Here is an 11,720-nt window from a genome sequence, read left to right as displayed (position 1 = left end):
GCGGACGGCATGAGCAGCCGGGAGACGATCCTCACGCGGGTACGGGCCGCCACCCGCGACACCGCGGGCACCCCGGCGCCGCCGGTGCCCCGCGACTACCTGCGGGTGCACGGCGACCGCTCCCCCGCCGAGTCCGCGGACCTGCTCGCGGAGAACCTCGCCGACTACCGTGCCCGCGTGCACCGTACGGACGACGACGGGCTGCCGGAGCTGCTCATGCGGCTGTTCGCCGAACGGGGCACGAATACCCTGCTGGTGCCGGCCGGGCTGCCGCCGCGGTGGCTGGCGGCCGTCGACGCCACCCGCGTCCACGACCGGGCCGCGAGCACACCGTACGACCTGGACGCCGTCGACAGCGTGCTCACGGGCTGCGCGCTGGCCGTCGCGGAGACCGGCACGATCGTGCTGGACGCCGGGCCCGGGCAGGGCCGGCGGCGGATCACGCTGATCCCGGACCACCACGTGTGCGTGGTGCGGGTGCCGGAGCAGGTCGTGGACTCGCTGCCGCAGGCGATGGAGCGGCTGGACCCGGCCCGGCCGCTGACGTGGATCTCGGGGCCCTCGGCTACCAGCGACATCGAACTGGACCGGGTGGAGGGCGTGCACGGGCCGCGGACGCTGGAGGTCGTACTCGCCACGGGCTGACACCCCGCGGCACCCCTCGGCCGGCTCCCGCCACCAGAGCTGTACACCACTGGCAACCCGCCCGGACCCTGTTCTCCCTCCCCGCCGTCGGTTAGCTTCTCCGCCATGCCGAGACCTTCCGCACCGTCCCGCCGTACGCTCCTGACCGGCACCGCCGCGGGCGCGGCCGTCCCCCTGCTCGCCGGCGCGGCGCCGGGGACGGCGCACGCCCGCGGCGCCGGGCGCCCCGGCAGGGTGCTGGCCGGCGGCGTCGCCGCCGCCGTGCGGGGCTGGTCCATGCTGCGCGACCGCCGGCTGGGCATCGTCAGCAACCCGACCGGCGTGCTGCGCGACACCCGCCACGTCGTCGACTCCATGCACGCCTCCGGCGACCTCGACATCGCCGGCGTCTTCGGCCCCGAGCACGGCTTCCGCGGCAGCGCGCAGGCCGGCGAGGCGGAGCCGGAGACCATCGACCCGCGCACGGGCCTGACGGTCTACGATGCGTACGGCGCGGACGCCGCGAAACTGGCGGAGCTGTTCACCAAGGCCGGCGCGGACACGGTCGTCTTCGACATCCAGGACGTCGGCGCGCGCTTCTACACCTACATCTGGACGATGTACCGCGCGATGGCCGCCGCCCGCGACACCGGCGCCGCCTTCGTCGTCCTCGACCGCCCCAACCCGATCGGCCGCCGCGCCGACGGCGCCATGATGACCCCGGAGTTCACCTCCGGGGTCGGCCTCAAGCCGATCGTCCAGCAGCACGGCATGACCGTCGGCGAGCTGGCCCGCCACTTCAACGGCGAGCTGCTGCCCGACGAGGGCGCCGGCGGCCGGGTGGAGCTGGACGTCGTACGGGTACAGGGCTGGGACCCGGAGTCGTTCGCGCAGGACGGCGACCTGCCCTGGGTGCCGCCGTCGCCGAACATGCCGACGGCCGACACCGCGCTGGCGTACGCGGGCACCTGCTTCTTCGAGGGCACCAACCTCTCCGAGGGCCGCGGCACCACCCGCCCGTTCGAGTGGATCGGCGCGCCGTACCTCGACTACCGCTACAGCGACCGGCTGGGCGCCCGCGGGCTGCCGGGGGTGGAGTTCCGCGAGGCGTACTTCGTGCCCACCTTCGGCAAGCACGTGGGCGAGACGTGCGCGGGCGTACAGGTCCACGTCGTCGACCGGCGGCGCTACGAGCCGGTGACGACGGCCGTGGCGATGCTCGTCGAGGCCCGCCGCTACCCGGAGTTCGCCTGGCGGCAGGACAGCTGGGACCCGGAGCGGCCGTACTGGATCGACAAGCTGTCGGGCTCGGCGCGGCTGCGCACGATGATCGACGAGGGCCGGGACGTCGCCGAGGTCGTGGGCGCCTGGCGGAACGAGCTGGCGGACTTCACCCGCCGCCGCCGGCGGTACCTGCTCTACCGCTGACCACGCGCGGCCCGGTACCGGCGCAGGCGCCGGGGCGTGCGTAGAGGGTGACGCGGGCGCCGTGGACGCCGGTGGTGGCGCAGCGTTCGAAGTCGGTGCGGAGGGTGGCCCGTTTGACGCGCTCCGCCCGGCTGTCGTCGAGGGGCTGCCCCGGCGGGTCGTGGAGCACGATGATGCGCCGGGCGTCGAGCATGCGCGCGCGGATGGCGGCCGGCGGCAGTTCGGTGCCGTACAGGGTGTGGGAGGCACGCGGGTCCGCGCGCAGGGCCAGGTCGGTCAGGCCGCGGTAGGCGGGGGCGCCGGACAGCGTCCAGACCCGGCGGCGGGCCGGAGCGAAGAGCAGCCCGTCGCCCGGAGCCGACGACGCCCGCACGGCGGCGGCGACGGCGGCCAGGTCGTCCTGCCGGCTCTCGGGCGACCGCAGGTGCTGGCCGACCGGAACCAGCAGGGTCGCCGCCACCACCGCCGCGACGGCCGCCGCCCCCGCGCGCAGCGGGACGCCGCGGCGCCACGCGGAGTGCAGCGCGGCACCCGTCAGCAGCGCCAGCCCGGCGTCGGAGTAGACGACGTAGCGGTCCACGAACAAGGACGCGACGGGCGACAGCAGCAGGAGAACCGCCGTCGGCACGAGCGCCAGCGGCAGGGCCACCGACGCCACCGGCCCGCCGACCGTCGCCGCACAGGCCAGGGCCAGCGCCGCCACCGCGACGACGCCCAGCCAGGTGAGAGCGTCGGGCGGGCCGATCCACGCCACCTGTTCGGTCTGTCCGGCGCTGATCACCGCCGGCGGCGCGAGGCCCACGGCCACACCGCCCGCCGCCGCGCCCCAGGCGCGCAGCACGCCGCCCGGCACCCGGGCCGCGAGTGCCGCCACCCCGTGGGCGAGCACGGCCAGGAAGGCGAACTCGTGCAGCAGGCACGCCGCCAGCGACAGCGCGGCGTAGCCGGCCCACGGGCCGGTGCGCCGCTCGTGCGCGGCGCGGACGAACAGCACGGTCGCCCACACCACGGCGGCGCACACCAGCGCGTACGAGCGTCCCTCCTGCGCGTACCGCTGGACGTCGGGCAGCAGCGCGAAGACCGCGCCCGCGGCGAGTCCGGTGCCCGGGCCGGCCAGCATGCGGCCGAGCACGGCCACGCCGGCGGCGGCAGCCGCCATGGCCAGCACCGACGGCAGCCGCAGGGGGACGAGGCCGTCGCCGCACACCGCGAACACCCCCTGCATCAGCAGGTAGTACAGGCCGTGCACGACGTCGTAGTCGTCCAGGACGTGCAGCAGCGCGGCGGGGCCGCGCTGCGCCATGTCGTACGTAACGGCCTCGTCGCGCCACATCGTGCCCTGCCGGCGCAGCCCCCACAGCCCGAGGACCAGGGTCAGCGCGACGGGGATCAGGACGACGGCGGCCCTGTGCGGGCGTGCGGCCGCCGGGCCGCCCTTGCGGCCCGGTGGGACAAGCAGGGGCGCGGGCGTGCGGGGACGGTGGTCGACGGCCATGACGGCCTCCTCGCTCAGGGCATGGGAGTCGGCGGGCACCGCGCGGGGCCGTCGGCCGGTGCGCGTGCCCGGGGTCGCCTTCGTGCCGTTTTCGGCATCGCGAAGGGAGGGAAGCGGCCGGTGGCCGGGGCGAAAGGTGAAAGGTGAAAGGTGAAAGGTGAAAGGTGAAAGGTGAAGCGGAGGATGCGGCCGGTCAGCGCACGGTGGGCGTCAGGGCGACGGCGTCACCAGCCGGGCCTCGTAGGCGTACACCGCCGCCTGGGTGCGGTCGCGCAGGCCGAGCTTCTCCAGAATGCGCCCGACGTGGGTCTTGACGGTCGACTCGGCGACGACCAGCTGCGCGGCGATCTCCGCGTTGGACAGGCCGCGGGCGATGTGGGTGAGCACCTCCGTCTCGCGCTCGGTCAGGTCGGCGATCCGGGTGCGCGGCGCCAGGACCGCGCCGGCGCCGGAGACGGCGCTCTCGGCGAAGGTGCCGATCAGGCGTTTGGTGACGGTGGGCGCGAGCAGCGCTTCGCCCGCGGCGACGATCCGTACCGCTTCGGCCAGCTGGCCGGCGGAGGCGTCCTTGAGCAGGAACCCGCTCGCCCCGGCGCGGAGCGCCTGGTAGACGTACTCGTCCTGGTCGAAGGTGGTCAGCACCAGGACCTTGGCGTCGGCATCGGCGGCGACGATCCGCCGGGTGGCCTCAAGGCCGTTGACGTTCGGCATCCGGACGTCCATGAGCACGACGTTCGGCCGCAGTTCCGCGACCTTCGCGACGGCCTGCTGCCCGTCGCCGGCCTCGCCGGCGACCTCGATGTCCGGCTGGGCGCCGAGCAGAACGGAGAAGCCTTCGCGGACCATTTCCTGGTCGTCGACGATGAGCACCCGGATGGTCACGCGTCCTCCTCCGCCGCGGCCGGCTGCTCCACGAGGGCGGGCGCGGGCAGGAAGACGACGACCTCGTAGCCGTCGTCCGGCGTCGGACCGGCCGTCATCTCCCCGTCCAGCACGGCGACGCGCTCGCGCATCCCGGTGATCCCGTGCCCCGAGCCGCTCCCGGCGGGCACGGACGCGGTCCCGGACGCCTCGTCGGCGACCGCGGGCCCGTTGACCACGCGCAGCCCCAGGCCGCCCAGGACGTAGGCGAGTTCGACGCGGGTGTCGGCGCCCGGCGAGTGCCGGAGCGCGTTGCTGAGCGCCTCCTGGATGACGCGGAACGCGGACAGCTCGACGCCCGGTGGCAGGTCCCGCCGGGCACCGGTGACGACCTTCTCCACCGGGAGCCCCGCCTCGCGGACGTTGTCCAGCAGGGCGTCGAGGGCGTCCAGGGTGGGCTGGGGGGCCTCCGGCGCGTCGTAGCTCTCGAAGTCGGCGACGCGTATCACCCCGAGCACGCGGCGCAGTTCGCCGAGCGCGGCGACCGCGTTCTCGCGGATGGTGCCGAAGGAGGCGGCCAGCTCGGGCGGGATGTTCTCCACCCGGTACGGCGCCGCCTCCGCCTGGATGGCGATAACGGACATGTGGTGCGCGACCACGTCGTGCAGCTCGCGCGCGATGGTGGTGCGCTCCTCCAGCACGGTGCGCTTCGATCTCTCCACCAGGGTGGCGTCGTCGCTGGCGGCCGCCCGGTTGCGGGCCTCCAGGAAGGCACGCAGCAGGAGCGCCCCGCCGATGGCGACGGCCGACCAGACGGCGAACACGTTGACGTTGTCGTCCTCCCAGGACCTGGGGGAGGCGACGGTCGCCACCAGGATGCCCACGGCGAGGGTGGCCGCCCAGACCGCGGCCGACACCACCGGCCGGCTGCGCAGCGCCACCACCACCATCACCGCCATGTGCGAGGGGAACGCCGGCTCCGCGAACGGCCACGCGTTGGTGTCCAGACCGGACGCCGCCACCACGAACACGCCCGCAAGGGACAGCCACCAGGCGGCGATCGGCTGGATCAGCACCAGCAGCAGCGGGACGGCCGCCGTCAGGCCCAGCAGCAGGCTCAGCTCCCCGCTCCAGTAGGGGCCGTCGTAGGAGTACTGCCCCTCGTACAGCGCGTAGCTCAGCCAGAGCATGGCGGCGGCGAAGCCGACGACCACGATGTGCACCAGCCAGCGCAGGACGCGCCGCGCCTCGGCGGGGAAGGCGGCCCAGCCGGGACCGTCGGTGGACAGCGGGCGCAGCGGCCGGGCCCGGACGGCGCCGGAGATCAGCTCGTGCTGCAGTACGGTCAGGCCGCCCTGGATCGACTTACGGAAGGTCTCGGTCACACCGGAAACCGTATGCAGGCGGGCTCGGCCCCCGCGTCCGCCTGCATACGGATATCCCGGCCTCCGCCTCAAGGACTACCCGGGGGACTCCGGCTCTTCCGGCCGGGGCGGCGCGGCGTTTCACGGACCGGGGGCGGGCGGAGCCGGGGGCTAGGATCGCCTCCATGCCCGCACGCTTCAAGGATCTTGCGCTGGACGCCCGGGACCACCAGGCGCTCGCCGACTGGTGGTGCACCGCCCTGGGCTACGCCCGCCGGCCGGACCGCGGCGAGCCGCGGCCGAGCGAGTGGCCGGTGCCCATCCACGACCCGGCCGGGCGCGGCCCGCTCATCTGGATGAACCCCGTCCCGGAGGCGAAGACGGTGAAGAACCGGATGCACCTCGACGTCTGGGGCGACCCGGCGGAGCTGCGGGCGCTGGGGGCGACGATAGTCCGCCGGCGCGACGGCGAGATCTCCTGGCACGTCATGGCCGACCCCGAGGGCAACGAGTTCTGCGTCTTCGAAGGGGAGCGTTGACAGCCGGGCCGCGGGAGCCCTGAAGGCCGGGCGGGTCCGGCGCCGCGCCCTGCAGCTCGACGTCGCGCGGCGCCCGCTCCCGCGGCACCGCGAACACGGCGAGCACGTCCCAGCGCTCGGAGCACTTCCGGTACGCCGTGGTGTCGGCGGGCAGCACGAAGAGGCCGTCCTCGGCCGAGCTGTGCAGGCCGGCGGAGTCCGCGCGCGTGCACCCGGTGCTCCAGGCGAAGGCGACCAGCGCCTCGGCGCCGAAGTCCCGGCCGGCCAGCCGGGCCGCCGCTCTGCCGCCCAGCGCCGCCGCCGGGAACCGCTCGGCGAAGGCGGCGACGTCCGCGCGGGAGCGCAGCACCGTGCGCACCGGCTCGTAGCCGTGGCCGGACGCGAAGTGGACCAGGCCGGCGTCCGGCAGCCGCTCCCCTGAGCCGCGCTCCTCGTCCCGCAGCGCCGCCCACACCCCGCTCACCAGCAGCACCCCGGCCACGGCGGCGCCGGCCGCTATGACCCGCGCCCCCCGTGGCAGCCGCCCGCGAGCGGTCCGTCCGCGCGCGTGGCCCTCGGCCCGTCCTCGGCGAAGGTGGAGAACCACAGCCCCGTCAGCTCCTCGGTCGCGGTCCGTGTGTCACCCGTACCGACCAGTGTGCCGGGCACGGCCGGGATCGGTCCCCCGGCGCCGTGCCCCGCGCTCGGGGCCGCGGGCGGCAGGCGCCGGTCAGTAGACTGACCGGTACCTGAAGGAGGCGAGCTACGGTGGCCGGTACGCGGGTGGACGGGCGGGTCGAGCGCGGCAACCAGACGCGCCGGCTCGTGCTGCGGCGGACGATGGACATCGCCTCGGTGGAGGGCCTGGAGGGGTTGTCCCTGGGCCGGATCGCGGGCGAGCTGGGGCTGAGCAAGAGCGGGGTCTTCGCGCTCTTCGGCTCCAAGGAGGAGTTGCAGCTCGCGACCGTGCGGGCGGCGGGCGCGGTGTTCGCCCGGGCCGTGGTGGTGCCCGTGGCGGACCTGCCGCCGGGCGTCGGGCGGCTGCGCGCGCTCTGCGACCGCTGGCTGGCCTATTCGCGCGAGCGCGTCTTCCCCGGGGGCTGCTTCTTCTACGGCGCGGCGGCCGAGTTCGCCTCCCGCGGCGGTCCCGTGCACGACGCGGTGGCCGCGGCGCTCCGCGACTGGACGGCGTACGTGGCGCAGACGGCCGAGGAGGCCCGCGCGGCCGGCGAGCTGCGGCCGGAGACCGACCCGGACCGGCTCGCGTTCGAGCTGATCGCGCTGCTGGAGCACGCCAACCTGCTGTCGCTGCTGCACGGCGCCCCGGACGCGTACGACCTGGCGGACACCGCCGTCGTGAGCCGGCTGCGCGCGTCGGCCACGGACCCGGACTCAGTCCCGGACGCGCTCCCCGGCTGAGACGAACTCCAGCGCCGTGCGCACCACGCCGGGGTCGGCCAGGATGCGCCGGTGGCCGAGGCCGCTGGTGCGGTGCTGCCGGACGCGGTCGCCGTAGGCCGCGGCGGTCTTGTCGGCCTGCCGGGCCGAGACCATGCGGTCCTTCTCGTCGTGGACGAGCAGGATCGGCAGCACGACTTCATCCGGCCGGTGCGTGACGTCGAAGCGCCGCCACAGGTCGTGCTCGCCGGGGAACATGTCGGTCTCGATGCGGCGCCGGAGCGCGGCCTTCACCCGGGGCCCGAGCCCGAGGCCGGCGCAGAACACGTCGACGACGTGGTCGAAGTCGGCGACCCCGGAGACGACCACCAGCCGGTCCGCCGCGGCGGCGCCGCGGAGCGCGAGGAAGGCGGCTGAGCCGCCCAGGGAGTGCGCCACGACGGCCTCGAACCGGCCGTGCTCCGCGTACAGCGCCGCGATGATCTCGCGGTACTCCAGCACGGTCGTGCGGCGTCCCTCGGACACGCCGTGGGCGGGGGCGTCGAAGGCGACGGGTGTGTAGCCGGCGGCCCGCAGCGCGTCGATGTACGGCGCGAAGTGCGCGGCCCGCGAGCGCCAGCCGTGCACCAGCAGCACGGGCCGCTCGCCGTCGCCCCAGCAGTACGTGACCACGTTCTTGCCGGCCACGGTGAGGCTGCCGGTGAACGCGCCGGCGAGCAGCCGGCGTTCGGCGGCGGTGCAGGAGCGGTCGGCGCGCGGATAGCGGTAGAGGACGAGGGCGCCGCGGCCCGCGAGGCCGGGGAGGACGGCGGCGGTGGCGTTGAGGAGCTTGCCGGTGAGCGCGGTGACGACGGGCTTCATGAAGAGAAGATAGCACGACCGTTCGCTCATTTTTCGTGGGCGCGGGAGAGGTTCTCCACCGCCGGACACCGCGCCGGCCCCGGGGTTCGCCCGGAGCCGGCGCGGCGCCTCAGCCGGCGCGGTAGGCGTCGAGGATCGTCTGGTCGATCGCGCGGCCCCCGGCCGCCGTGGCGCGTACCCGCACGGACACCTCCTGGCCCGGGCGCGGCCACACCCCCGGGACGAGCGCGGTCAGCTCCCCGTCCCGGCCCCCGAACACCACTCCCTCGCGCCACCGCCGGCCGCCGTCCGTGGAGGCCCAGAAGCGCACGCCGCCGCGCTCGGTCCTGATCGCGTCCTCGGGCCCCGCGGTGGAGGTCAGCCGCAGGCCGACCGTGAGCGGCCGGTACGCGGGGAGGCCGCCGTCGCGGTCGGTGCGGGGCGCGTAGTCGACGCCCAGCAGCCGCACCCGCTCCTGCCCCGTCGCCGGGTCCGCCGGGCCGCGGGTGGGGAACGTCCAGCTCGTGCGGGTCTCGCTGCCGATCGGCAGCGCCGCGCGGTCGGGGCGTGAGGTGTGCTCCAGCCGGTACGTCGCCGGCTCCGGCGTGACGGGGAAGTAGCTGGTGCCGGCGCGCGCCGGGATCTCGGCGCCGTCGCGGAAGAGCCGCAGGCTCTCGTTCCCGGCGACCGGCACGTTCCACACCGATCCCTGGTGCTCGCCGTCGCTCAGCGAGACCGGCAGGTCGAGGAAGTCGCCGTAGTGCACCCCGGCGATGACCGCCGGGGCCGGGGCGCCGAACCAGACCGGTGCGGCGCGCTCCCCCGGCTCGTACGGCAGCGTGGGGGCGCACAGGCGCGCGAGCGCGACCTCGGGGCCGCGGACGCAGTGGCGCCAGCTGACGTCCGGCCGCGCGGTGACCAGTTCGACGCGGCGCTGCGGCACCGCGATCGGGTGCTCGAAGACGAGGGCGGTCCCGACGCCCGCGCTGCGCGCCTCGCGGGTCTCCACGTACGTGTCGTCCCGGCCGAGCAGCGAACGGTAGTCCGCCTCGACGCGCGCCAGCCGGCGCGCCTCCGCGCGCGTGACGTGGTAGCGCGGCGGGTCGGGCACGACCTCGCCGCGGCCGAGCACCAGCTCGTACACGTCGGCCTGCCGCCCGTGCGTCCGGCCGTCGGCCTCCAGGCGCCAGCGGGTCTCGAACGCCGCGGTGCCGTGCCGCGCCGGCCGGGTCGGCTGCAGGAAGACCCGGCCCTGCTCGATCTCCTCGCCGGTGGCGTAGATCCCCTCGTCCATGCCGCCGGTGCCGGCGGCGTCGCGGCGGGCGTAGTGGACGGAGGCGTGCCGCACCCGGGTGTCCGCGCCCGCGACCGTCGCGGGGCGCAGCGGCAGCGCCCTGCGGGCGTCGATGGTGTACGACATGTCGGCGTCCACCCGCACCTCCGGGGAGCCGGCGAAGGCAACGGTGGCGGGCTCGCCGTCCGCGGCGGGCGTCTCCACCTTGGCCATCATCGTCAGCGGGCCGGGCAGCATGCGGGCGGTGGCGCGGCCGTTCTCGTCGAGGTGGACGGTGCGGAAGCCGCCGCCGGTCTCCGGGTAAGTCTCGGCCGTGTTGAGCAGCCACAGGCTGCCGCCGGCCCAGGGCCGGCCGTGCCGGTCGAGGACGGTCAGGTGCACGTCGTGGCGGGGCGGTTCGCGGTAGAAGCTGAGCGGCAGGGTGACGGTGTCGTGCCCGCTCTCGGTGAGGACGACGGCGCCGGAGTAGACGCCGGGCGCGACGTCCGCGGGCCTCAGCGTGACCGTCACCGCCTCCGTGGCGCCGGGTGCGACGGTCACCGTGCCGGGGCTCACGGTGACGGCGTCGTCCGCGAGGGGGGCGCCGGCGCGCTCGGCGGCGAGGTCGGTGAGGGAGACGGTACGGGGCTCGGCGCCGGTGTTGGTCAGGGTCAGCCCGACGCTCGCCGGGCGGTCGCCGTCGGGGTGGCGCAGGTAGCCGAAGTCGACGTTGCCGCGGCTCAGCCGCAGGGTCTGGCCGGCGGCGCCGGGCAGGTCGAGGACGCCGGCGCCGGCGACGTGCGGCCGGGGCTCGGCGGGGTCGCCGTCCGCGGTGGTCATGAGGGCGGTCTTCAGCCGCCGCCAGTCCCAGCCGGGGTGCTTCTGCAGCAGCAACGCGGCGGCGCCGGCGACGTGCGGGGCGGCCTGCGAGGTGCCGCTCATCGCGGTGTACGGGTCGGCCGTGCCGCCGCCGGCCCGGGCGCCGGTGATGTCGACGCCGGGGGCGGTCAGGTCGGGCTTGGCGAGGAACGTGCCGGTGGCCGGCCCGACGCTGGAGAACCGGGGCGTGCCGCCGTTCGCGCGGGCGGCCCCCACGGTCAGCGCGCTCTCCGCCACGCCGGGGGTGCCGATGGTGCCGGAGTACGGGCCGGAGTTGCCCGCGGCGACGACGAAGAGGGTGCCGGTCTCGGCGGCCAGGCTGTCCAGCGCGCGGGCGACGGGGTCGTTCTCCGGGCGCTCGGGCGCGGTGCCGCCGAGGCTGAGGTTGACGACGTCGGCGCCCTGCTCGGTGGCCCACTGCATGCCGGCGATGACCCAGGACGCCCGGCCCTGGCCCGCCCCGTCCAGCACCCGGCCGGACAGCAGCCGGGCGTCGTACGCCACGCCCCTGCGGGCGCCGCCGGACGCCGCGCCGCTGCCCGCGACGAGCGAGGCGACGTGGGTGCCGTGGCCGTTGCGGTCCCCGGTCGTGCCCTCGCCGGTGAAGTCGGCGGCCTCGGCGACCTTGCCGCGCAGGTCGGGGTGGTCGGCGTCGACGCCCGAGTCGAGGACGGCGACGTCCACGCCGGCGCCGGTAAGACCGGCGTCCCACACCTCGGGGGCGCCGATCTGGCCGAGGTTCCCGTCGAGTTCGGCGGCTTCCAGCCGGCGGTCCAGCCACACCCGGCGCACCCCGGCCGCGGCGGGTCCGGCGGGGCGGGCGAGCGTGGCGGCGAAGCCGTCGGCGTCCTCCTTGGGCAGCTCCACGGCGACGGCGCCGATGCTCGGCAGCGGCAGGGCGTCCGCGCGCGCCGCCGTGCCGGTGGCGGCCAGCGGGCGCGGGCCCTGCACGATGACCGGCAGCGCGCCGGTGGCGGCGTCGTCGTAGCCCATGTCCACGAGGGCGGTGACGTTGAACAGTTCGAGGTCGAGCACCTCGG

General features: G+C 75.9%; 10 protein-coding genes. 4 read left to right on the top strand and 6 right to left on the bottom strand.

The window, feature by feature from the left end; all coding sequences use genetic code 11:
• The first annotated feature begins 9 nt into the window (after nt 1-9).
• Nucleotides 10-645 carry a LutC/YkgG family protein gene (locus ABD317_RS10660; protein WP_344289547.1) on the top strand — a complete coding sequence of 212 codons (636 nt, stop codon included), beginning with the start codon at nt 10-12 and terminating at the stop codon, nt 643-645.
• Between the two features lie 105 nt (nt 646-750).
• On the top strand, nt 751-2,052 hold the full coding sequence (locus ABD317_RS10655; RefSeq protein WP_344289546.1) for an exo-beta-N-acetylmuramidase NamZ family protein: 1,302 nt from the start codon (nt 751-753) through the stop codon (nt 2,050-2,052).
• Here the strand turns inward: ABD317_RS10655 and ABD317_RS10650 are convergent.
• The 3 genes from ABD317_RS10650 to ABD317_RS10640 form a co-directional block, all read right to left on the bottom strand.
• Nucleotides 2,015-3,547 (bottom strand): glycosyltransferase family 39 protein, encoded by a 1,533-nt coding sequence (locus ABD317_RS10650; protein ID WP_344289545.1) that lies wholly within the window; start codon nt 3,545-3,547, stop codon nt 2,015-2,017. The genes ABD317_RS10655 and ABD317_RS10650 overlap by 38 nt on opposite strands.
• A 210-nt stretch (nt 3,548-3,757) precedes the next feature.
• Nucleotides 3,758-4,429: a response regulator gene (locus ABD317_RS10645; protein WP_027757393.1), complete on the bottom strand. Its 672-nt coding sequence runs from the start codon at nt 4,427-4,429 to the stop codon at nt 3,758-3,760.
• Nucleotides 4,426-5,793 carry a sensor histidine kinase gene (locus ABD317_RS10640; RefSeq protein WP_344289544.1) on the bottom strand — a complete coding sequence of 456 codons (1,368 nt, stop codon included), beginning with the start codon at nt 5,791-5,793 and terminating at the stop codon, nt 4,426-4,428. The genes ABD317_RS10645 and ABD317_RS10640 overlap by 4 nt, the downstream gene beginning before the upstream one ends.
• A 164-nt stretch (nt 5,794-5,957) precedes the next feature.
• Here ABD317_RS10640 and ABD317_RS10635 point away from each other — a divergent pair, with 164 nt between their 5' ends.
• Nucleotides 5,958-6,311: a VOC family protein gene (locus ABD317_RS10635; RefSeq protein ID WP_344289543.1), complete on the top strand. Its 354-nt coding sequence runs from the start codon at nt 5,958-5,960 to the stop codon at nt 6,309-6,311.
• Here ABD317_RS10635 and ABD317_RS10630 read toward each other — a convergent pair.
• A complete protein-coding gene (locus ABD317_RS10630; RefSeq protein WP_344289542.1) occupies nt 6,259-6,792 on the bottom strand; it encodes a hypothetical protein in 534 nt (177 codons plus the stop codon). The two genes, ABD317_RS10635 and ABD317_RS10630, sit on opposite strands and share 53 nt — an antisense overlap.
• Before the next feature lie 266 nt (nt 6,793-7,058).
• On the opposite strand from ABD317_RS10630, the gene ABD317_RS10625 reads away from it, so the two are divergent.
• A complete protein-coding gene (locus ABD317_RS10625) occupies nt 7,059-7,709 on the top strand; it encodes a TetR family transcriptional regulator C-terminal domain-containing protein (protein ID WP_027757391.1) in 651 nt (216 codons plus the stop codon).
• On the opposite strand, the gene ABD317_RS10620 is transcribed toward ABD317_RS10625, so the two are convergent.
• Both ABD317_RS10620 and ABD317_RS10615 read right to left on the bottom strand, forming a co-directional pair.
• On the bottom strand, nt 7,683-8,549 hold the full coding sequence (locus ABD317_RS10620) for an alpha/beta hydrolase (RefSeq protein ID WP_344289541.1): 867 nt from the start codon (nt 8,547-8,549) through the stop codon (nt 7,683-7,685). The two genes, ABD317_RS10625 and ABD317_RS10620, sit on opposite strands and share 27 nt — an antisense overlap.
• 109 nt (nt 8,550-8,658) lie before the next feature.
• Nucleotides 8,659-11,720 (bottom strand): S8 family serine peptidase (locus ABD317_RS10615; RefSeq protein ID WP_344289540.1); only part of this gene is annotated, 3,062 nt, incomplete at its 5' end.

It is taken from the genome of Streptomyces synnematoformans (assembly GCF_039531005.1).
In the GTDB taxonomy this organism is placed as follows: Bacteria; Actinomycetota; Actinomycetes; order Streptomycetales; family Streptomycetaceae; genus Streptomyces; species Streptomyces synnematoformans.
This window is presented reverse-complemented; position numbering and strand designations above follow the sequence as displayed.